Origin of the sequence: Nocardia sp. FDAARGOS_372, assembly GCF_002554515.1 — a bacterium.
Taxonomy (GTDB): domain Bacteria; phylum Actinomycetota; class Actinomycetes; order Mycobacteriales; family Mycobacteriaceae; genus Nocardia; species Nocardia farcinica.
On the sequence record NZ_PDDW01000001.1, the window covers coordinates 5,095,128 to 5,116,828 of the forward strand.

Consider the following 21,701-nt stretch of genomic DNA (forward strand, 5'->3'; position numbering starts at 1 on the left):
GCGCTCGCATCCGTCACCGCTCGGCGACGGTCGGCGTGGGATGGGGGCGCGGCCACGGCGCGATCGGGTTGCCCCACCAGCTCGTCGAGGCGGGCACCGCGTCGCCGCGCATGACCAGCGAGGCCGGGCCCACCGTGGCGCCCGCGCCGATGCGGGCCGCGGGCAGGGCCACGCAGTGCGGGCCGAGGGTCGCGCCGGGTTCGAGGACGACGGTGTCCATGGCCATGATGCGGTCGTGGAACAGGTGGGTCTGCACCACGCAGCCTCGTTCCACGGTCGCGCCGTCACCGAGTGTCACCAGGTCCGCCTCCGGAAGCCAATAGGACTCGCACCATACCCCGCGGCCGATGCGCGCGCCGAGCGCCCGCAGCCACAGATTCAGCACCGGGGTGCCGGTGGCGGCGCGCGCGAACCAGGGCGCGGCGACGGTTTCGACGAAGGTGTCCGACACCTCGTTGCGCCAGACGAACGAACTCCACAGCGGATGCTCCTCGGCCCGGATCCGCCCGACCAGCAACCATTTCGCCGCCACCGCACTGCCGCAGGCGACCGCGCCCGCCACCAGCAGCACCACCCCGCTCAGCAGCGCGGCCGCCGGATGGCCGACGGTCTGCGCCAGCCATGCCATCGCGAACAGCACACCGAGTCCGATGCCGAACGTCACCAGCACCGGGAGCAATCGGCAGGTCTCCACGGCCGCGCGGGCGAGCTTCAGGCTCGGCGGCGGATCGAAGGTGCGCCGGGTGTCGCCGGATTCGGCGGCGCGGCGCAACCGCACGGGCGGGCTGCCCACCCACGACGAGCCCGCCTTGGCCTTGGACGGCGCGGCGGACAGCACCGCGACCAGGCCGTTCTTGGGCACCCGCCGTCCGGGCGCGGTCATGCCGGAGTTGCCGAGGAAGGCGCGCTTGCCGACCTTGGCCTCGCCGATGCGCAGCCAGCCGCCGCCGAGTTCGTATCCGGCGATCATGGTGTCGTCGGCCAGGAACGCGCCGTCGGCGACGGTGGTGAACTTCGGCAGCAGCAGCACCGTGGAGGCCTCCACGTGCTTGCCGACCTTCGCGCCGAGCAGCCGCAGCCACAGTGGCGTGAGCAGGCTGGCGTAGAGCGGGAACAGGAAGGTGCGGGCGCCGTCGAGCAGGCGTTCGGTGGACCAGGCCTGCCAGCCGACTCGGCTGCGCACCGGGTGATAGCCCTCGGTCAGGCCGAGCGAGAACAGCCGCACCAGCACGATGGTCGCCGCGGCGTACACCCCGAGGGCGATCAGCACGGCGGGCGGCAGTGCCGCGAACGCGCCGGTCAGGCCCGCGCCGAGCGTCGTCGTGTCACGGACGCACCAGGCCAGCCAGGCCGCGCCCGCGGCGAGCCCGACGATCGGCAGCGCCGCCAGCGCGACCGAGGTGATCGCGAAGACCGCCACCCAGTGCCGGGCCCGGGCGGGGGTGTGATCGGGCCAGCGGTGGCGCGCCTTGCCCACCTTCACCGCGGGGGAGCCCGCCCACTCCTGGTCGGCCTTGACGCGCCCGGACACCGCCGAGCCCGGTGCGATCACCGCGTTCTTGCCGATGCGGCTGCCGGGCAACAGGATCGACCTGGATCCGACGACCGCGCCCGCGCCGACCTCGATCGGTCCGATGTGCACGAGATCGCCGTCGATCCAATAGCCGGACAGGTCCACCTCGGGTTCCACGCTGCATCCGGCACCGAGCTCGAGCATGCCGGTGACCGGCGGCAGGGTGTGCAGGTCGACGCCCTTGCCGATGCGGGCGCCCAGCGCGCGCGCGAACGGCACCATCCACGGTGCGCCGGAGAGGTTCTCCGCGCCGCTGGCCTCCGACAGCCGCACCGCGGCCCACAGCCGCAGGTGCACCGACCCGCCGCGTGGATAGCTGCCGGGCCGCACCCCGCGCAACAGGATGCGCGCACCGGCCACGCACAGCGCCATACGGCCGGGCGGGGTGATGAACAGGACGAAGGCGGGCAGCGCCCACCACCAGGACAGCCGCGGCAGCCACGGCAGCGAGCCGGACCAGGCGGCGATGTTGCCGACGATCGCCAGCCAGGTGAACCACTGCAGGCCGGTGAGGGTGGTCAGCGGCACGGTGGCCAGCACCTGGGTCAGCTGGGCGCGCCGCGGGGTCGGCACGACCGTGCGCGGTTCGACGCGGGCCGCGGGCGCGGACTGTTCCAGGAAGTCGACCAGCGCACCCAGGCGCGGATGGTCGTAGAGGTCGGCGACGGCGATGCCGGGGTGGCGTTCGCGCAGCGCGGTGACGAGCTGGGCCGCGGCCAGCGACCCGCCGCCCAGGTCGAAGAAGTCGGCATCGGGGCCGGTGACCTCGGCGCCGAGGATCGCGTCCCACAGACCCGCCACCCAGCGCCCGGTCTCGGACAGTCCGTCCTCGGCGTCGGCGCGCCCGGTCTCGGGCAGCGGCCAGGGCAGTGCGTCGCGGTCGACCTTGCCCGAGGTGCGGGTGGGCAGCTCGTCGACCAGCGCCAGGCGCGGCACCAGCGGGGCGGGCAGGTGCTCGGCGAGGGATTCGCGCGCGGCCCGCAGGTCGTAGTCGGCACCCGGACCGGTGAGGTAGCCGACGAGGATCTTGTTGCCCGCCTTGGTGGTCCGGATGGCCGCCGCGGCGGCGGTGACGCCGGGCAGGTGCTGGAGCGCGTTGTCGATCTCGCCGAGTTCGATGCGGCGGCCGCCGAGCTTGATCTGGTCGTCGGCGCGCCCGAGGAAGATCAGGCCCGCGCGTTCCTTGCGCACCAGGTCACCGCTGCGGTAGGCGCGCTCCCAGCCCAATGCCGGTGCGGGAGCGTATTTCTCGGCGTCCTTGGCCGGGTCGAGGTAGCGGGCCAGGCCGACGCCGCCGATCACCAGCTCGCCGGACTCGCCTTCGCCGACCGGATTGCCCTGCGCGTCGACGACGGCGAGATCCCAGCCGTCCAGCGGCAGCCCGATCCGGATCGGGCCCTCGCCGGTCAGCGGCGCCGCGCACGCCACCACCGTCGCCTCGGTGGGACCGTAGGTGTTCCACACCTCCCGGCCCGCGTCGTCGCCGCCGGCGACCCGTTCGGCCAGTTCCGGTGGCACGGCCTCACCGCCGAAGATGAGCAGCCGCACCGCCTCCAGAGCCTCCGGCGGCCAGGTAGCGGCCAGCGTCGGGACGGTCGAGACCACGGTGATCTCCCGGCGCACCAACCAGGGGCCGAGATCGGCGCCGGTGCGGACCAGGGCCCGGGGCGCGGGCACGAGGCAGGCGCCGTGCCGCCACGCCAGCCACATCTCCTCGCAGGAGGCGTCGAAGGCCACCGAGAGACCCGCCAGCACCCGGTCGCTCGGGCCGATCGGGTTGTCCCGCAGGAACATCCGGGCCTCGGCGTCGACGAACGCGGCGGCGCTGCGGTGGGTGACGGCCACGCCCTTGGGGGTGCCGGTGGAGCCGGAGGTGAAGATGATCCAGGCGTCGTCGGCGGGGGAGGGGCCGGCTGCCGGGGGGCGGCCGTCCGTCCCGGCCTGCTCGGCTGCCTCGATCCCCGCACCGGTCGCGACGACCCGCACCCGCGCCTCGCCGAAGACAAGGGCCGCCCGTTCGTCGGGATCGTCGGCGTCGACCGGGACGTAGGCGGCTCCGGCGTAGAGGACGGCGAGGATGGTCACGTAGAGGCGGTGATCCCCGGAGGGCATCCGGACACCGACCCGGTCGCCGGGGCGCACGCCCGCGGCCACCAGCTCGGCCGCGCGCTCGGCGATCTCGGCGCGCAGTTCGGCGTAGCTGAGCACGACCTCGCCGTCGTCGAGGGCGGGGGCGTCGGGGTGGGCGGCGACGGTGGCGTCGAGGATGTCGACCAGGGTGCGCGGCTCGGGTGCGGCGACCGACCGGTACAGCGGGTCGGGCGATGCGCCCGGTGCCCGGTTGCCGTCCGCCGCGGCGTCGACCTGCGGCTGCAGCGTCACGTCCTGTCCACCTCTCCGAGAACCTGCTCAGTGTCGGGATGTTTGTTTCACAGCAGGGTTACCAGAGGGCAAACACCCCGGTGACCAGCTGTCCACGGTACCCGGACAGGTCGTGCGCGGCGGGTGCGCGGAGCCGGGACGTGGCCGGTGAGCAGGCCCGGTCAGCAGGCCCGGTCAGGTCAGCAGGCCCGGTCAGGAGGCCGAGGCGACCGTGCCGACGCCGAGCGCGGTGAGAATCGCCGCACTGGCCTGTTCGAGCCGGTCCCGCACCCGCGGGGTGCGCAGCAGCGCGACGGCACGGGCGGCCAGCAGGGCGAGCAGGACCATCTCCACCGCGGCCACCAGGCATTCGATCGCACCGAGGGCGAGCGTGTTGGCGAAGGTGACCTCGGTGAGGAACTGGGGCAGCACCGCCAGGTAGAACAGGCCGACCTTCGGGTTGAACAGACACGAGACCACACCGGCGGTGAACGCCGAGCGAACCGAGGGGGCGTGCCGGTCCGGCGCGGGCGGCTCCGCGGCGGTTCCGCGTTGCTTGCGGTGGTCGAGCAGTGCGCGAATCCCCAAGTACACCAAATAGATTCCGCCGATCACCTTCAGGGCGCGGTAGGCGGTGGCGGACTGTTCGAGCAGGGTCGCCACCCCGGCGGCCACCACCACCGCCCAGGCGATGCCGCCGAGCGCCGAGCCGATCGCCGCGGCGATGCCGGGCCGGGCGTCCACGATCGAGAACCGCAGCACCAGGAACGAGTCCGGGCCGGGCGTCAGCGACAGCAGCACGCACAGGCCGACGAAGCTGAGCAGCAGCGAGGGGGTCACCTGTCGATGGGATCGCACCCCGCGCGCGCCCGCAACCCGGTTTCGGTGTGCCGGGGATCGCGGTTGACAACGCGGCGCCGGGTCTGCCAATCTCGGTCCAGGTCATGAGTGCCAGCGCAAAGCCCCGGCTCGCTGGTCGGCAACCCTCCTCCGCGGTGGGGTGCTCCGGGTGACGACCTGGCCGCCGTCCGACCGGACGCGGCAAGCGCGGACTCGACGAATCCTCTCGATCTCGGGTCCATGAACCGACGGGATGACGTGATGACTGCTGTTGTGGACCAGACCTGCGCCGCCTTCGCCCGGGTGTCCGGCGACGACCTGCGCGTGCCGCTCGTCCAGGGCGGGACCACCACCTACGCCAACTTCGACCTGGCCGCGAGCGCTCCGGCGCTGGCCACGGTGGCCGACCGGATCCAGCACCTGCTGCCCTACTACGCCAGCGTGCACCGGGGCGCCGGGTATGCCTCGCGCATCTCCACCGAGTGCTACGAGGCCGCGCGCGGCTCGGTCGCCCGGTTCCTCGACGCCGGCGACGACCAGGTGGTGGTGTTCACCCGCAACACCACCGACTCGCTGAACCTGCTGGCCGGCTGCGTGCCGGGCGAGACCGTGGTGCTCGACATCGAGCACCACGCCAACTTCCTGCCCTGGACCAGGCACGGGCGGCGGGTGGTGCGCGCGGCCGACACGATCGAGGAGACGCTGCGCAGGCTGGTGGCCGAGCTGTGCGCCCGCCCCGCCGCGCTGCTCGCGGTCACCGGCGCGTCCAACGTGACCGGCGAGGTGCTGCCGCTGCGCAGGCTGGCCGAGATCGCCCACCAGTGCGGTGCGCGGTTGCTGGTCGACGCGGCGCAGCTCGCGCCGCACCGGCGGATCTCCCTGCGCGACACCGGCATCGACTACCTCGCCTGCTCCGGGCACAAGCTGTACGCGCCGTTCGGCGCCGGGGTGCTGGTGGGCAGGCGGGACTGGCTGGACGCGGCCGAGCCGTATCTGGCCGGCGGTGGCGCGGTGCGCGAGGTCGGCGTCTCCGACGTGGCGTGGGCGCCCGCGCCGCAGCGGCACGAGGGCGGATCGCCGAACGTGCTCGGTGCGGCCGCGATCGCCGCGGCCTGCGATGCGCTGGGCGCGGTCGACGCCGAAGCGCTGGTCGCGCACGAGCGGCAGCTCACCGAGCGGCTGCGCGCCGGTCTCGCCGCCGTGCCGGGGTGCCGGGTGCTGCGCGTGTTCGCCGACAGCAGCGACTGCGTCGGCATCGTGGCGTTCACCCTCGACGGGTACGAGCCCGGTCATGTCGCCGCCTACCTGTCCGCCGAGCACGGCATCGGCGTGCGCGACGGGCGGTTCTGCGCGCATCCGCTGCTGGCCCGGCTCGGGGTGGCCGCCGCGCTGCGAGCGAGCGTCGGGGTGTCGACCACCGCAGAGCAGGTCGACCGCCTGGTCGGCGCGGTCGCGCGGCTCGTCGAGCGAGGGACGGCGTGGAATTACGCGTGCACCGGCGGGCTGTGGAGCCCGAGGCCCGAAACCCGGCCGCTCGGCGGTGATTCGGCGGGCGGCGCGGCGCCCTGCCTGCGCTGAGGCCCGCGGTCGGCAGCGGCTGCCGGTGGTGCCATCGTGCGACCGGCCGCCGACCTCGGGATCACCCGTCCAGTGCCGTGGGCCGGTGGTAGCGGCCGTTGTAGTAGAGCAGCGGTGCCGCCGACGGACTCTCGTCGGTGTCGTCGTGGACGCGAGTGACCAGGCCGACGACGAAGGTGTGGTCACCGATCGGGATGAGCTGGTGCACCACGGCGCGCACCCAGATGGGGGTGCCGTGCAGCACCGGCTCACCGGTCTCCAGCGTGGTCCACAGCGAATCGTCGGCGAAGCGCTCGGCCGCGGTGCGGGAGAAGCGCTGCGCGATGTGGCGCTGGTGTTCGCCGAGGAAGTGGATGACGACCGAGTCGGCGGCCAGCATCGCGGTCAGGCTCGACGAGGTGTGCGCGATGTTGAACGAGACCAGCGGCGGCTCCAGCGACAGCGACGCGAACGACGTCGCGGTGAAGCCGACCGGTCCGGCCGGTGAGTCGAGCGTGACCACGGTGACGCCGGCCGGGTAGTGCCGCATCGACGCTCGGTACTGCTCGGCGGTGATGCCGCTGAGGTCGTCGGGGATCCGGATGCCCGTCTCGGGCCGAGGTACTTCGCTCACACCACCACAAGCTACGCCGCATCGGCACCCGCCGAGCGCGGGCGGCAGCCGTGCTGGGCGGCTCGTCACCTCCCGCCCACCGCGGTGACCTGGAACAACGTGCCGAGCACCGGCGGGGTCGAGGATTCGATCCAGGCCGAAGGAAATCCGCACCGGCGGGGTGCGGCGGCGGCCGGGAGGGGCTGGCCGCGGCCTCGGCGCGGCCGATACGGTGGGCGGATGACAGATTGGCAGGCTTTCACGGTCGAGATCAGCGACCATGTCGCCCAGGTGACGTTGACCGGTCCCGGCAAGGGCAACGCGATGGGACCGGATTTCTGGCGGGAGCTCCCGGAGATCTTCGCCGGGCTCGATGCCGACCCGCAGGTGCGCGCGGTCGTGATCACCGGCTCCGGCAAACACTTCTCCTACGGTCTCGACCTGCCTGCCATGTCCGGCACCTTCGGCCCGCTGATGGCCGACCGGGCGCTGGCGGCCCCGCGCACCGACTTCCTCAAGGAGATCCGCAGGCTGCAGGCCTCGATCAACTCCGTCGCCGAGTGCTCCAAGCCGGTGATCGCGGCGGTGTCGGGCTGGTGCATCGGCGGCGGCGTCGACCTCATCGCGGCCGCCGACATCCGGCTCGCCAGCGCCGACGCCCAGTTCAGCGTGCGCGAAGCCAAGGTCGCCATCGTCGCCGACGTGGGCTCGCTGCAGCGCCTGCCCGGCATCATCGGCGAGGGCCACCTGCGCGAGCTGGCCTACACCGGCAAGGACATCGACGCCGCACGCGCGGAGAAGATCGGGCTGGTCAACGACGTGTATCCGGACCAGCAGGCGGTGCTGGCGGCGGCGCACGCGCTGGCCCGCGAGATCGCGGCCAACCCGCCGCTGGTGGTGCAGGGCGTCAAGGACGTGCTCGAGCAGCGGCGGGTCAACGACATCGCCGAGGGCCTGCGCTACGTCTCGGCGTGGAACGCGGCCTTCCTGCCCTCGGAGGACCTGACCGAGGCGATCCAGGCGGTGTTCGAGAAGCGCGCGCCGGAGTTCAAGGGACGCTGAGCCCTGAGCTCCGAGCCCGCCGGTCCCCACGACCGGCGGGCTTCGTCGTTCACGCCGTCCACCCGAGGGTGGGGCGCGGAGGTCCGAAGGTGGCGGTGGTGAACACCGCCAGGGTGCCCGGTATCGCCACCTAGGGGTGGCTGTGCAGGGCTTTTCCGAACCATACCGTTGTTCCTGTCACACCGACCCGCACCTTCCGACAGGAGCACGACATGCGCATCAAGTCCCTCATCGCCGCCGGCCTGCTGGCCACCGCCGCCGTCGCCGGGGTGTCGACGGCGGCCACGGCCTCCGCCGCCGCGCCGATCGAGACCACCTACCAGGCCGCCTACTACGGCGGCACCTACATCGGCACCTACGCCACCCTGGAGGCCTGCCGGGCCGACGGCATCTCCCCGAGCACCGGCGGCTACTACTGGGAGTGCATCGAGAACTGGGACGGCTGGGACCTCTACATCTACTACTGATCTCCGGTTCCGCACACCGCGACGAGAAAGGGACGCCCGGCATCGGCCGGACGTCCCTTTCGCCGTGTGCGGGGCAGGCTCAGTGGCCGCCCTTGTCCTGCAGTCGCTTGAACGACGCCTCGACCTCGGCCTCGGCCTCGGCGCGGCCGACCCACTCCGAGCCCTTCACGTACTTGCCCGGCTCGAGGTCCTTGTAGCGCTCGAAGAAGTGCTTGATCGCGGCCAGCTCGAACTCCGGCACGTCGGCCAGATCCTGGATGTGGTCCCAGCGCGGGTCGCCGGCGGGCACACACAGCACCTTCGCGTCGCCGCCCGCCTCGTCCTCCATCTTGTACATGGCGACCGGACGGGCCTCCACGATCACGCCGGGGAACACCGAATCGGGCAGCAGCACCAGCGCGTCCAGCGGATCGCCGTCCTCGCCCAGGGTGTTCTCGATGAAGCCGTAGTCGGCCGGGTACACCATCGAGGTGTACAGGAAACGGTCGAGGCGGACCCGCCCGGTCTCGTGATCGACTTCGTACTTGTTCCGGGATCCCTTCGGGATCTCGATGGTGACGTCGAACTCCACGCCATCTCCTTCTGTGGTGCTTCTGTGGGGCGCGAGCGGGCGCGCGGCCGACTCGCCGACTGTTCGGGGGAACGGTAGCGGAACGAGGATAGTGTGAGCGGTGCGGATACGGGTGCGCCAGGCGGTGCGCGGTGAGCGGAGTCAGGGAGACGACGGGCACGTGGTTGGTGGGAACGACAGGAAGATCGGTGACTTGGCGGCCCGGCGGCGCAGGCGGTTGTGGATCGGGGCCACGGCCGCCGCGACCGTGCTGCTCCTCGCCGTCGCCGCGGTGCTGCTGGTGGTGCGGCCCTGGACCCCGGAATTCCGGCACGGCGGGCTGACCGTCGCGGCCCCGCCCGCGCCGGTCAAGGCGTTCCCCCGGGTGACCCCGGCGACCGAGGCGCCCGCGCCGAGCCCGTCGGGGGTCTCGACGGCGTTGGCCGCGGCCGTCACGAACCCGGATCTGGGCGCGTTCACCGGCATCGTCACCGATGCCGAGAGCGGGGTGACGCTGTGGAGCGCCGACCCGGGCACGCCGATGATCCCGTCCTCCACGGCCAAGATCCTCACCGCCGCCGCGGCGCTGCTGGCACTGCCCGCGGACCGGCGGGTGGCCACCGAGGTGGTCGTCGGCTCGGCGCCGGGGGAACTGGTGCTCGTCGGCGGCGGTGACCCGACGCTGACCGCCCAGCCGGACGGCAAGGGGTATTACCCGAACGCGGCGCGGCTGTCGGATCTGGTGGACCAGATCAAGGCCTCCGGACGCGCGGTCGACACCATCGTCGTGGACACCTCGGCCTTCAGCGGACCGACCATGGCGCGGGGCTGGGACCCGATCGACGTGCCGGAGGGGTCCATCGCCCCGATCGAGCCGGTGATGATCGACGGCGGCAGGCTGAGCCCGCTGGTCGAATACTCCCCGCGCACCACCGAACCGGCCCTCGACGCCGGGCGCGCCCTGGCCACCGCGCTCGGGCTCGACCCCGCCCGGGTGCGGGCGGGCACCGCGGCACCCGACGCCGCCGAGGTGGCCGCGGTACATTCGGCGCCGCTGCGCGACCGGCTGCGCGACATGATGGTGCACTCCGACAACGTGCTGGCCGAGACGATCGGCCGCGAGATCGCCCTGGCCACCGGCCACGAACCGTCCTTCACCGGCGCCGTGGCCGCGGTGCGCGCCACGCTGGAGAAGGCGGGCTTCGACGTGAGCGGCATGGACATGCACGACACCAGCGGGTTGTCGGTGGACGACCGGCTGCCCGCCCGGCTGCTCGACAAGGTGATCGCCACCGCCGCCCAGCCCACCGGCACGGCCCTGGCCCGCCCGGCCGGAACCAAGGCCGAGCCGGAGAGCGACCGGCTGGCCGCGACGCTGGCGCCGCTGCTCGACCAGCTGCCGGTGGCCGGGGCGACCGGCTCGCTCGCCGAACGGTATGTCACCCGCAATCGCGAGGGCGCGGGCTGGGTACGGGCCAAAACCGGAACTCTCACGGTTGCCAGCGCGTTGGTCGGGTATGTGCTCGACCGAGACGGGCGGGTGCTGACCTTCGCGTTGATGTCGAACGATCGGCCGCCGGAGGTGAGCAGGCCGGCGTTGGATGCCATCGCGGGCACGCTGCGCAACTGTGGATGCTCGTGACGGGTGGTTGACCATGTTCGAAGGCGCTGACGAGACCGACACCGCGGCCGGGACGACCGAGTCACCGCGCCGTTCCGGGCTGTCCGGCGCCGTCGACTGGCGGCTGGCGGCGCGCACCGGCGCCGCGCTGGTGCCCGCGGGACCGCGCACCTCGCGGTACTCGGCCGAGCAGGTGGTCGCCGAGCTCGCCGCGTCCTCCATCCGAGCCGAAGGACCGGTGCGCGAGGTCAGCGGGCTCCTCGACGACCAGCCGGTACCCGAGGCCAGGATCGTCGACCGGCCCGGCTGGATCAGCGCCGCCGCGGACTCGATGTCCACGCTCACCGGCACCGGCGCGCAGGCCGACACCGGCTTCAAGGGCAGGCTCGCCGGCAAACCCGCCGGGGTGCAGGCCGGCGCGATGCTGGCCTTCCTGTCCACCGCGATCCTCGGCCAGTACGACCCGTTCACCGGGCCGGACGGAACGCTGCTGCTGGTGGCGCCCAACATCATGGCGGTCGAACGCGCGCTCGGCGTCTCGCCCACGGACTTCCGTTTCTGGGTGTGCCTGCACGAGGTGACCCACCGGGTGCAGTTCTCCTCGGCGCCCTGGCTGGCCGACTACATGCGCAGCAACGTCGACGTGCTCGGCGAGGTGGGCGAGGAGCCGCTGGCCGAGATGCTGTCGCGGCTGGTGGCGGAGGTGCGCGAGCGCAGGCGCGGCGGCGTGCCCGACGATCCCGCCAATCGCGGGGTCATCGGCCTGCTGCGCGCCACCCAGGCACCACCGCAGCGGGAGGCCCTGGACCGGCTGCTCATGCTCGGCACCCTGCTCGAGGGCCACGCCGACCACGTGATGGACGCGGTCGGGCCCGCGGTGATCCCCACCGTCGCGCAGATCCGCTCCGCCTTCGACAAGCGCAGGCAGCGCCCGGCCAACCCGATCCAGCGGATCCTGCGCGCCCTGCTCGGCGTGGACGCGAAGGTCGCCCAGTACGTGCGGGGCAAGGCGTTCGTGGACCACGTGGTGGGCCGGGTGGGGATGGCCTCGTTCAACACGGTGTGGACCGACGCGGAGACGCTGCCGCGCACCGACGAGATCGAGGACCCGGACCGGTGGATCGCCCGCGTCCTGAACTGAGCGCGGACCCACGCACCCTGCCCGAGACCCCCGCGGCGCTCGTGCTGCGGCACGCCGTGCGCGGGTGGCTCGCCGAACACCTGCCCGGTGCCGCGCCCGCCGTCGCGGTCGCGTTGTCCGGTGGGGCCGACTCCTTGGCGTTGACCGCGGCGGCCGTGGTGGAAGCCGCGGCGGTGGACGCCCTCGTCGTCGATCACGGCTTGCAGGCGGGGTCGGACGCGGTGGCCGCGGCGGCCGCGGCGCAGGCCCGGACACTGGGCTGCCGTTCGGTGCGGGTGCTGCGCGTGCGCGTCGGCAGCGACGGCGGGCTGGAGGCCGCCGCCCGCGAGGCCCGCTACGCCGCGCTGGGCAGTGCGCGCGCGGGTCTTCCGGTGCTGCTCGGGCACACCCTCGACGACCAGGCCGAAACCGTGCTGCTGGGCCTGGCCCGCGGCTCCGGCGCGCGATCCATCCGCGGCATGGCCGCCTACACCCCGCCGTGGGGCAGGCCGCTGCTCGGGGTGCGCCGGGCCGACACCCGGCGACTGTGCGCCGACCTCGGCCTCACCCCGCACGAGGACCCACACAACCGGTCCGCCGAGTTCACCCGGGTGCGGCTGCGCACCGAGGTGCTGCCGCTGCTCGAGGACGTGCTCGGCGGCGGGGTGGCCGAGGCGCTGGCCCGCACCGGGCAACAGTTGCGCGAGGACGGCGCGGTGCTCGACGCACTCGCCGCCGACCTCGCGAGCGCGGCCGCCGATGCCGGTGACCTGCGGATCGAGACGCTGGCCACGGCTCCGGCCGCGCTGCGCCGCCGCGCCATCCGCGCCTGGCTGCTCGACGGCGGCGCGAAGGCACTGACCGACAGGCAATTACGCGCGATCGACGCGCTGGTTACCGCCTGGCGAGGCCAGGGCGGGGTGGCCGTCGGCGGCGGAACACCGGGGATGAGGTTGGTTGCCGCGCGCGAACGTGGCAGGCTGACACTGCGCAGGCAAGCACGATCGCCCGCGCGGTGAACGTGCCGCGAACACAGGGAAGGGACACCACGACACGTGTACGGGGACGACATCGCGTCGGTGCTGATCACCGAGGAACAGATCGCCGCCAAGACCAAGGAACTGGCCGAGCTGATCGCCAAGCGCTATCCGGCAGGCGCCCCCGAAGGTGATCTGCTGTTGGTGGGCGTGCTCAAGGGCGCGATCTTCTTCATGACCGACCTGGCCAAGGCGCTGCCGATTCCGACCCAGATGGAATTCATGGCCGTCTCCTCCTACGGGTCGTCCACCTCATCCTCGGGCGTGGTGCGGATCATGAAGGACCTGGACAAGGACATCGCCGGGCGCAATGTGCTGATCGTCGAGGACATCATCGACTCCGGCCTGACGCTGTCGTGGCTCAAGCGCAACCTGTCCACCCGCAATCCGGCCTCGCTCGAGGTGGTCACCCTGCTGCGCAAGCCCGACGCGCTGCGCACCCAGGTCGAGGTCGCCCACGTCGGCTTCGACATCCCCAACGAGTTCGTCGTCGGCTACGGCCTCGACTACGCCGAGCGCTACCGCGACCTGCCCTACATCGGCACCCTCGACCCCAAGGTCTACGGCGGCGCCTGAGCGGGGCACCCGGAGGCGGTAGCGGAGCGTCACCACGGAGGCGGTAGCGGAGCGTCACCACGGAGAGCGCCGGCTCGTTCACGCCCGGGTGGTGAGGGGCGCGAGTCCGGGCCGCGCCACCCGGGCCAGCGCCGACAGGTCGCGTTCGATCGCCCGGAACAGCAGGTAGCTGGCCACGAACATGACGATGCTGCCCAGGCACAGCACCCGCACCACGACGATGATGCGGGCGACGTCCTCGACCGGTAGCAGCGTCACCCCGGCGACGGCGAGCAGCGGGATGGACGCGGCGATCAGCAGGTAGCCCACGCAGCGGCGTTGCAGCCCACGCAGCAGGGCTCCGTCGTCGGTGCCGACGGCGCTGTGGCCGAGCAGCATCGGGTACAGGCACCGCACCACGTAGAAGTTCACCAGGAAGAACGGATACGCCAGCGCGATCGCCCCGCACACCGCGTGCGAGGCGAGGAAGTGGGCGAACGCGTGCGGTGCGAGCCGGTCACCGGCCGCCGTGACACCGAGCGGGTAGCTGGCCGCGCTGATCATCCAGAAGCCGAAGGCCACCAGCACCGCGCGGTCGCCGAGCAGGATCGCGTCGCGGCGGGCGCGAGCCAGCTCGCCCGGCGGGTAGGTCACCCCGGCGCGCAGTCCGCGCGGCACCGTGATGATCCGGCGGGACCAGTAGGTGAGCAGCGCGGCGGCCATCGCGAAGAACAGCAGGTTGGTGACGACCGTGCTGGTCGCGAACAGCTCCTGGGTGCGCTCGGTGAGCCGCCCGGTGATCAGTTTGCGGCTGTGGTCGATGTTGTAGAGCGAGGCCAGGACGTTCGGGACGGTGATCGCGGCGGCGATCAACGGCACCCGCCACCGCACCAGCCTGCGCCGCGGGCTGCCCGGCGGCGGGTCGACCAGCTCCCTGGCCCGTTCGTCGAGGCACAGGTCGAGCTGCTGGGCGAGCACCGCGCCGTCGGGCCAGCGCCGGGCGGGATCGGGGTCGAGGCAGGTGCGCAGGACGCGGACCAGGGCGGTGGGGCAGCCGGCGGGCAGGGCGGCCGTGGCCGAGTCGGGGAGTCCGCGGCGGCGGTGCGCGAGCATCTGCTCGGGGGGCAGGCCCTCGTCGTCGAACGGGCAGTGGCCGGTCAGCAGCTCCCAGAGCAGCAGTCCGAGGGCGTAGATGTCGGCGCGCGCGCCGACCTCGGGCGCGGCGTGTCCGGGTTCCCCGACCGGGCCTGTGGACGGCTGGGGATCGTTTCGCGGGCCCCGGCCCAGGGCGGCGAGTTCTTCCGGGGCGCGGTAGCGCAGGGCCGCGCCGGTGTCGATGCCGGTGGGGTCGGCGGCGAAGTCGGCGAGCTTCGGCACGCCCTCGGCGGTGAACACCACGTTGGCCGGCTTGACGGCGCGGTGCAGGGTGCCGTGGCGGGCGGCGTAGTCCAGCGCGGTGGCCAGGCCGCGGCCGATCCAGGCGACCGTCTCCGGCCAGCCGAGTCCGGCCAGCCGCGCGCGGATCGGCGAATCCGACGGCGGAATCTCGCCTTTCGCCACCATCGCGGTGTCGACCGCCCGTAGCAGCAGCCCTCCGCCGGTCGGTCCGTGGCTGCGGCGGGCGGCCAGCAGGTGTTCGGCCGTTCCACCCGGCAGGTACTGCATGTAGACCAGACCTTCGGCGCCGCCCGGCAGCCGCTGGTCGTAGACGCGCACGATGTGCGGGTGATCCAGCTCGGCCATCGCGTGCGGCAGCTCGGTGCCGCGCGTCAGGCGCAGGGTGACCAGGCGCTGCATGGAGATCTGCCGGGCCAGGAAGACCCGCCCGGACGCTCCTTCGCCCAGTTCGGCGAGCAGGTCGAAGTCGTCGATCCGGTCGCCGGGCCGGGCGGTGCCGTCCGTGGCGGCCGGTATCGGTGTCCGGCTCGCGGTGTGCGTGCGGCCGGGCCGTGCCGCGCACGCGGTTTCGGTGCCCTCGATGTCGTCGAGGGGAGTGGCCGGCGCCGTGCGGCCGTCGGTCGACGCGGCCGAGGTGTGGTCGGGCCGTGCCGCACCGGTTCTGGTCAGGTCGGCGGCGGACCGCGTGGCCACGGCCAGCAGGTCGATGAGGGCGGAGGTGTCGGACAGTTCCGGGAACTCGGCCCGGTAGTCGTCGATGTCCTTGACCAGGCCGGGGTGTGCGGCACGGGCGCGGATGTCGGCGCGGACCAGTGCCAGCAGCACCGCGCGACGGGCGTGCGCGGCGCGCGGCACGAAATCGGCCGGACGCGGCGGCTCGGCGCCGGTGCGCAGGGATTCGCGCCACCGCGCGGTGAACCGGGCGACGGCGTCGGCGACCGGCTGGGTCACGAGGGCGGCTCCGGGTCGGGACCGCGCGCCGAATCCGGCGACACCACCCGCTCCAGCGCCTGCAGATCCGCCTCCAACGCCCGGAACAGCAGGTAGGAGGCAACGAATGCGACGATGCCGCCCACGCACAGCACCCGCACCGCCACGATCACCTGCGGGATGTCACCCGGGGGCAGGAAGGTCACCCCGGCCACCGCCAGCAGCGGCACCGAGGCGGCGATCGCCAGATAGCCGTTGCAGCGGCGGTCCAGGGCGCGCAGCCGCACCGCGTCGTCGGCGCTGATCTCCCCGTGCCGCAGGAAGATCGGGTAGATGCAGCGCACGATGTAGAAGGTCGCCAGGAAGAACGGATACGACGCCGCGATCGCACCGCACACCACCAGCGAGGCCAGGAAGTGGATCACCGCGCTCGCGGTGATCCCGCCGGTGGACAACTGCAGGGCCAGCGGGAAGGTGAGTCCGGCCAGCACCCACAGCGAGAACGGGATCGCCACCGCCCGCTCCCCGAGCAGCAGCGCGTCGCACCGGGCTCTTCGCAGCGTCTCCGGGTCGTACCGGCGCCCGCGGCGCAGCCCTCTCGGCACCGAGAGCACATACCGCGACATGTAGGCGACGACGACGAATCCGAGCGGGAAGAACACGCTGTTCACCACGCCGGTGATGATGAGGAAGGTGCGTTGGGCGTCCTCGGTCATCCGCGCGACGATCAGCGTCTGGTTGTGCTGGATGTTGTAGAGCGAGGCGAGCAGATTCGGCAGCCCGATGGCCACCAGCAGCACCGGCACGATCCACGGTCGCAGCCGCAGCCGCCAGCTGCCCGGCTTCGGGTCGACCAGTTCGCGTGCCCGCTGATCCAGGCACAGGTCCAGTTGCTTGGCCAGCACGTCACCGCCGGCCCAGCGGCGTTCCCGGTCGGGTTCCAGGCAGGTCAGCAGGACGCGGCGCAGGGCGGCGGGGCAGTCCGGCGGCACCCGGTCGAGCGCGGCGGGGTCGACGCCGAGGCTGCGGCGCTCCAGCATCGCCTCCAGCGTGGTGTCGTCACCGCGCCTGCCCGCGCCCGCGGTCGAGTCGTCGAACGGTTTCGCGCCGGTGAGCAACTCCCAGAGCACCACGCCCAGCGAGAAGATGTCGGCACGGGTGTCCAGATCGGCGGCGGAACGCTCCCAGCCGGGGTGGCAGGCTTCCAGCTGTTCGGGGGACATGTAGGCCAGCGAGCCGCCGAAATAGGCCACCGGACTGGTGCCCTCCACGTTGCGGCTGAAGCTGATGTTGAAATCGGCCAGCTTCGGCACGGCCTCGGCGGTGAGCAGCACATTGGCCGGTTTCACGTCTCGGTGCAGCACGCCGTGCGAGGAGGCGTAGGCCAGTGCCTCGGCGAGCCTGCGGCCCAGCCACGCCACCGTCTCCGGCCAGCTCAGCCCCGCGATCTCGGCGCGGACGCTGGAATCGGTGGGGCGGATCTCGCCCTTCTCCTCCATCGCCGCGTCGACCGCGTCCAGCAGCAGTTTGCCGCTGCGCTCGGCGGGCGGGGTGGCGCGCACCCAGCGCAGCACACCCAGCAGGGTGCCGCCGGGCAGGAACTGCATGTACAGCAGGCGCAGCCGCCGCGCCGATTCCCCGGTACCGCGCTGGGAATCCATCAGCCGCTGATCGAAGACGCGCACGATGTAGTCGTGGTCCAGCTGCGCCAGCGTCTGCGCCTCGGTGCCGTGGTCGGCGGAGATCTTCACCGCGACCAGCCGCTGCATGGACCGCTGCCGGGCCAGGAACACCCGCGCGAACGCACCGCTGCCCAGCCCGGTGAGCAGATCGAAATCGTCCACCCGCTGACCGACGCGGATGCGATCGAGCGGGTCGAGCCGATCGTCTCCGTCGAAGCCGATCGCCGTCGCCGTTCCGGTCGCCTCCGTTCCGGTCGCGTCCGGCGCGGCGCGGGTGGCGGCTGCGGTGGCGTCCATGTCGGAGGTACGAGCCGGGGCGGTGGCGGGGTTCACCGCGTGCTCGGCGGCGGGGGTGTCCGCCGCGCCGCCGGTGTGCGGCAGCAGCGTGATGTCGTCGGTCGGTCCCGGCTGGTCGGCGCCGGACGCGACCCGCGTCGTCGCGGTGCGCGGATCGGGCGCGGCGACCGTGGTGTCGGGCGGCGACTGCGGCGTGCGGCGCGGGTCCGGTCCGGGGCCGCGCCGCGTGGTGTCGTCGACGGGGGGTGTGGCCGGCTGTCCAGGGGCCAGGACGGTGATGTCGTCGTCCCACCCGGAATCCGGTGCCGCAGCGCGGTCGGGTGCGGTATCCGCGGCGGGGGTGGCGGGTGCCGTCGCGGAGAGCGTGGTGTCGGGGGCCGATGCCTCGCCCAGTTCGTCGGGGCGGGCGCGGCGGGTGCTCTGGTCGAGGTCGTCGGCGTTGAGAAGTTCGCGCAGGGCCGGGGCCTGGACCGGGTATTCGCGCAGGCAGTCGCGCGGATCGAGGCGCTCGCCGCTGTGCCTGCGGACGACGAACTCCTCGTAGATCAGCCCGGCGGGCAACTCGTCACGATCGAGTTCGGGGAACTCGGCGCAGTAGTCGTCGAGCCGCTTGCGGCGGTCGGGGAGGGACCCGGCGGGCCGCAGCCAGCGGTGCCGCAGGTCGACCCGGATCAGCTCGACGAGCGCTTCGACGCGCAGCGTGCGCGCATCGGGCAGATAATCGGCGATGCGCGGCGCCCGCGCGGCCCGGTCCGTGGTGGGGAGATCGTCCAGCGCGGCCCACGCGGCGGTGAAGGCGCGTACCGCGCCGGGCTCGGCCCCGAGCAGGCGGCCACCTGCCCGGCGGTCGGGGATTCGACCCGGCGGAAGACTTCTCTCGGACTCGGCACTCATTCTCGGACCTGGTGGCTGAGCGGATGATCGCGGTCATCCGCACTGGTCGGCAGTAGCGTGCCGGATTGGGTTCCGCCACACCCGACGTCATCGTCCCCGCGCGGTACCGGGAATGATACTTGCCACCCTCGCCGCCGATCATGCGATTTCGGCAACCGGGCACGGGCCGCGACCGTGCCCGGCGGCTCAGCTCGCGACCGGCTGGTGCTGCTGTTGCAGCGTGGCGAAGCCGCCTTCCATCGCCCGGCCCGCGAATTCCAGGATCGTCGGCCGGGTGTCGTCGGCTCGCCAGGCGACCGCCAGCTCGCAGGGCGCGAGCCCGCCCACCGGCCGGGCGGTGAGCCCGGGCCACCGGTACATCGGCACGTTGTTCTCCGCGAGCAGGCAGACCCCGAGACCGAGGCTGACGGCCTCGAGCTTGTCCTCCGGCGTGGCCGCCTCGGCGCCGATCTTGGGGGCGCGTCCGCCGCGGCCGTCGTTGCCGAGCCAGAAATCGCGCATGGCGCCCGCCTCGGCGGGCAGCGCGATGAACGGCTCGTCCATCAGGTCGGCGAAGTCGATCACGTCCTGGCCGGCCAGCGGGTGGTTCTCCGGTAGCAGCACCCAGCGCGGCTCGGTGCGCAGCACCTGCCAGCGGTAGCGGTTGGAGTCGGGGAGCGGCAACCACACCAGCGCGAGATCGGCCTGGCGGCCGGCGAGCCCGCTGGAGGGGTCGTTCCAGGACGCGGCGTGCAGCGCCAGCCGGTAGCCGCTGGCGCTCTCCAGGTCGTTGAGCAACCCGCGGCCGAGCGCGGACTGGATGCCGACGCGCAGCACTTCGCCCGCCTCCTGCAGCGAGACGTTGGTGACCTCCCAGAGCTCCAGGATCTTGCGGGCACCCTCGAGCAGTTCCTTGCCCGCGACGGTCAGCGCGACGCTGCGCTGGTTGCGGTCGAACAACACGACGTCGAGCTGGCGCTCCAGCTGACGGATCTGACGCGACAGGGTGGGTTGAGCGATGTGCAGCCGCTGAGCGGCGTTGGTGAAATGCAATTCCTCAGCGACGGCCACGAAATACCGCAGGTCGCGCAAGTGCGGGTCCATAGCCCTTTGCTATCAGAATCGGTCTTGAATTTCCAGCCTTATCAGGCCCCGAAGTTCGGATAGCGCGCCGGAAACAGTCGGCAGGTTTGTTACTCGACAGCATAGAGGGTCGTGTGGTGATGCGCATCATCCGTACGGGCGAATTGTGAGCAGCCGTATCCGCCGCTGTCGATGCTGCCGCATTCGGACGCTTGACCAGTAGTAATGGGTGTCGTGAGGAGAAGTCGTCGCGGCGATCGATGGTGTTACGGCGGGTCCGGGTAATCGCGCAGAGAATGACACCGAACGGAAATGTCCGCCGCGTGGCGCATAGCGGTGATCTTCATCACATTACAACCGGCAGGTTTCCCGCGGCCGTGTCCGAACACAACGAAAGGCGCTGTGGTTCACGACATGTCATGAACCACAGCGCCCCGGATCCCGCCGGTCCGTCCGGCGTGTCCGCTACTCGCTGTTGCGCTTCAGACTCAGCAGCGCGGGGATGTTGATCCGGCGCAGGCCGCGCGCACCGGCCAGCCGCATGGTGCCCACCGCGGCCAGCAGGTTGGGCAGCTTGTACGGGTACCAGAACAGCTCGCGCTCCTGGGTCGGCAGGATCGGCTTGGTGATCGCCTTCTGGCGGCAGTACTTGCGCACGCCCGCCGCGCCGCCCCAGCGCGCCCCCACTCCCGACAGGCCCCAGCCGCCCATCGGCAGCGCGAAGCTGAACAGGTTGGCGAACACGTCGTTGATGTTGACCGCGCCCGCGTCGAGCTGACGGGCGATGCGTTCGCCCCGCTCCTTGTCGCCGGTCCACACCGAGGCCGACAGTCCGTAGATCGAGTCGTTGGCGAACCGGATCGCCTCGTCCTCGTCGGCGACCTTCACCACGGGCAGGGTCGGGCCGAAGGTCTCCTCGGTGATGCACGACATGCTCTGGTCCACGTCCACCAGCACCGTCGGCTCGAAGAACGTGCCCTGACCGGTCCGCTTGCCGCCGGTGAGCACCTTCGCCCCGGCCGCGACGGCCTCCTCGACATGGCGCTGCACGATGCGCACCTGGTTCTCGTTCGCGAGCGCGCCCAGGTCGTGCTTGATCGAGCGGTCGTCGAGCCCCTGGCGCAGGGCGCGGACCTTCTCGGTGAGCTTGGCGACGAACTCGTCGTAGACCGGGGCCTCCACGTAGACCCGCTCCACCGAGATGCAGACCTGCCCGGCGTTGAACATGCCGCCGAAGGCGATGCCGTTGGCGGCGCGCTCGAGATCCGCGTCGGCCAGCACGATCGCGGGATCCTTGCCGCCGAGTTCCAGGCTGTAGGGAATCATCCGCTCCACACAGGCCGCGGCGATCTTGCGGCCGGTGGCGGTGGACCCGGTGAACTGCACGTAGTCGGCGTTGTCGATCACCGCGGCGCCCGTCGCGCCCGCGCCGGTGACCACCGCGAACACCGGCGGCGCGCCGATCTCGGCCCAGCCCCTGGCCAGCTCCAGCGCCGAGAGCGGGGTCACCTCCGAGGGCTTGAGCACCACCGACGCGCCCGCGGCCAGCGCCGGGAAGACGTCCATGATCGGCATCGCCAGCGGGAAGTTCCACGGCGTGATCACGCCGACCACCGGATAGGGGCGGTAGGCCACGGTCAGCTTCTTCACCCGGGCCAGCGGGCTGTGCGGGGAGGGATGCTCGTCGGCCAGGAACTTGGCCGCGCGCCGGGCGTAATAGCCGATCAGGTCGGCGCCGAAGGCCGGGTCGATCAGCGCGTCGCCGCGCGCCTTGGCGGTCTCCGACTGCAACACATCGGCCAGCTGCTCGGTGTTGTCGATGATCCAGTCCTGCATCTTCAACAGCCATTCCTTGCGGCCGTCGGGGCCGAGGGCCTCCCAGGCCGCCTGGTGCTCGCGCAACTTCCGCACGGTCGTGGCGACCTCGTCGGCGCCCTGCGCGGGCACCGTGCCGACGAGCTCGCCGGTACCGGGGTTGCGCACCTCGATGACGTCCGGACCGGGCGCGCTCGGTGCGGGCTCGACCGGCGTCGCTGCCTGTGCCTTCCTCGCCTGCTTCGGCGCGGACTCGGTGTTGGTCAC

General features: G+C 72.5%; 15 protein-coding genes and 1 riboswitch. Of the genes, 7 read left to right on the forward strand and 8 right to left on the reverse strand.

Going from position 1 to position 21,701, the window contains the following annotated elements; genetic code table 11:
* Window positions 1–13 precede the first annotated feature (13 nt).
* Complete coding sequence (locus CRM89_RS23920; protein ID WP_371392017.1) at window positions 14–3,955, reverse strand: Pls/PosA family non-ribosomal peptide synthetase; 3,942 nt, start codon at window positions 3,953–3,955, stop codon at window positions 14–16.
* 192 nt (window positions 3,956–4,147) lie between these two features.
* A complete protein-coding gene (locus CRM89_RS23925; protein WP_060593752.1) occupies window positions 4,148–4,774 on the reverse strand; it encodes a LysE family translocator in 627 nt (208 codons plus the stop codon).
* Window positions 4,775–4,874: 100 nt separating this feature from the next.
* Window positions 4,875–4,988: riboswitch (SAM riboswitch) on the forward strand.
* Window positions 4,989–5,035: 47 nt separating this feature from the next.
* Between CRM89_RS23925 and CRM89_RS23930 the strand changes: the two genes are divergently transcribed.
* Window positions 5,036–6,352: an aminotransferase class V-fold PLP-dependent enzyme gene (locus CRM89_RS23930; RefSeq protein WP_098086357.1), complete on the forward strand. Its 1,317-nt coding sequence runs from the start codon at window positions 5,036–5,038 to the stop codon at window positions 6,350–6,352.
* A 61-nt stretch (window positions 6,353–6,413) separates the two neighbouring features.
* On the opposite strand, the gene CRM89_RS23935 is transcribed toward CRM89_RS23930, so the two are convergent.
* Window positions 6,414–6,881 (reverse strand): flavin reductase family protein, encoded by a 468-nt coding sequence (locus CRM89_RS23935; RefSeq protein WP_228821916.1) that lies wholly within the window; start codon window positions 6,879–6,881, stop codon window positions 6,414–6,416.
* A gap of 303 nt (window positions 6,882–7,184) precedes the next feature.
* Between CRM89_RS23935 and CRM89_RS23940 the strand changes: the two genes are divergently transcribed.
* Together CRM89_RS23940 and CRM89_RS23945 are read left to right on the forward strand one after the other, a co-directional pair.
* Complete coding sequence (locus tag CRM89_RS23940) at window positions 7,185–8,006, forward strand: crotonase/enoyl-CoA hydratase family protein (protein ID WP_011206912.1); 822 nt, start codon at window positions 7,185–7,187, stop codon at window positions 8,004–8,006.
* A 212-nt stretch (window positions 8,007–8,218) separates the two neighbouring features.
* Window positions 8,219–8,473, forward strand: a complete 255-nt coding sequence (locus CRM89_RS23945) for a hypothetical protein (RefSeq protein ID WP_011206913.1) — start codon at window positions 8,219–8,221, stop codon at window positions 8,471–8,473.
* A 79-nt stretch (window positions 8,474–8,552) separates the two neighbouring features.
* On the opposite strand, the gene CRM89_RS23950 is transcribed toward CRM89_RS23945, so the two are convergent.
* A complete protein-coding gene (locus CRM89_RS23950; RefSeq protein WP_011206914.1) occupies window positions 8,553–9,044 on the reverse strand; it encodes an inorganic diphosphatase in 492 nt (163 codons plus the stop codon).
* Between the two features lie 184 nt (window positions 9,045–9,228).
* On the opposite strand from CRM89_RS23950, the gene CRM89_RS23955 reads away from it, so the two are divergent.
* The 4 genes from CRM89_RS23955 to hpt are packed head-to-tail and all read left to right on the forward strand — an operon-like array spanning window position 9,229 to window position 13,377.
* A complete protein-coding gene (locus CRM89_RS23955; RefSeq protein WP_098087106.1) occupies window positions 9,229–10,665 on the forward strand; it encodes a D-alanyl-D-alanine carboxypeptidase/D-alanyl-D-alanine-endopeptidase in 1,437 nt (478 codons plus the stop codon).
* Window positions 10,666–10,678: 13 nt separating this feature from the next.
* A complete protein-coding gene (locus tag CRM89_RS23960) occupies window positions 10,679–11,785 on the forward strand; it encodes a zinc-dependent metalloprotease (RefSeq protein ID WP_098086363.1) in 1,107 nt (368 codons plus the stop codon).
* A complete protein-coding gene (gene tilS / locus CRM89_RS23965) occupies window positions 11,761–12,783 on the forward strand; it encodes a tRNA lysidine(34) synthetase TilS (RefSeq protein WP_098086365.1) in 1,023 nt (340 codons plus the stop codon). Before CRM89_RS23960 ends, tilS begins: the two co-directional genes overlap by 25 nt.
* Before the next feature lie 36 nt (window positions 12,784–12,819).
* Window positions 12,820–13,377, forward strand: a complete 558-nt coding sequence (gene hpt / locus CRM89_RS23970) for a hypoxanthine phosphoribosyltransferase (RefSeq protein WP_011206918.1) — start codon at window positions 12,820–12,822, stop codon at window positions 13,375–13,377.
* A 78-nt stretch (window positions 13,378–13,455) separates the two neighbouring features.
* On the opposite strand, the gene CRM89_RS23975 is transcribed toward hpt, so the two are convergent.
* The 4 genes from CRM89_RS23975 to CRM89_RS23990 form a co-directional block, all read right to left on the reverse strand.
* The gene (locus CRM89_RS23975; RefSeq protein WP_172964568.1) at window positions 13,456–15,705 is read right to left on the reverse strand and encodes a protein kinase; all 2,250 of its coding nucleotides are present in this window, start codon (window positions 15,703–15,705) and stop codon (window positions 13,456–13,458) included.
* Window positions 15,702–17,663 (reverse strand): serine/threonine-protein kinase, encoded by a 1,962-nt coding sequence (locus tag CRM89_RS23980; protein WP_280486431.1) that lies wholly within the window; start codon window positions 17,661–17,663, stop codon window positions 15,702–15,704. The genes CRM89_RS23975 and CRM89_RS23980 overlap by 4 nt, the downstream gene beginning before the upstream one ends.
* Window positions 17,664–18,743: 1,080 nt before the next feature.
* Window positions 18,744–19,640 (reverse strand): LysR substrate-binding domain-containing protein, encoded by an 897-nt coding sequence (locus CRM89_RS23985; protein WP_011206921.1) that lies wholly within the window; start codon window positions 19,638–19,640, stop codon window positions 18,744–18,746.
* A 444-nt stretch (window positions 19,641–20,084) separates the two neighbouring features.
* Window positions 20,085–21,701 (reverse strand): aldehyde dehydrogenase family protein, encoded by a 1,617-nt coding sequence (locus CRM89_RS23990; protein ID WP_098086373.1) that lies wholly within the window; start codon window positions 21,699–21,701, stop codon window positions 20,085–20,087.

What these genes read in the sequence shown, in the direction of transcription:
- CRM89_RS23930 (WP_098086357.1), top strand. Translation starts at nt 5,036, where the DNA reads ATGACTGCTGTTGTGGACCAGACCTGCGCCGCCTTCGCCCGGGTGTCC.
- CRM89_RS23935 (WP_228821916.1), bottom strand. Translation starts at nt 6,881, where the DNA reads ATGCGGCACTACCCGGCCGGCGTCACCGTGGTCACGCTCGACTCACCG.
- CRM89_RS23940 (WP_011206912.1), top strand. Translation starts at nt 7,185, where the DNA reads ATGACAGATTGGCAGGCTTTCACGGTCGAGATCAGCGACCATGTCGCC.
- CRM89_RS23945 (WP_011206913.1), top strand. Translation starts at nt 8,219, where the DNA reads ATGCGCATCAAGTCCCTCATCGCCGCCGGCCTGCTGGCCACCGCCGCC.
- CRM89_RS23960 (WP_098086363.1), top strand. Translation starts at nt 10,679, where the DNA reads ATGTTCGAAGGCGCTGACGAGACCGACACCGCGGCCGGGACGACCGAG.
- CRM89_RS23980 (WP_280486431.1), bottom strand. Translation starts at nt 17,663, where the DNA reads ATGGACGCCACCGCAGCCGCCACCCGCGCCGCGCCGGACGCGACCGGA.
- CRM89_RS23985 (WP_011206921.1), bottom strand. Translation starts at nt 19,640, where the DNA reads ATGGACCCGCACTTGCGCGACCTGCGGTATTTCGTGGCCGTCGCTGAG.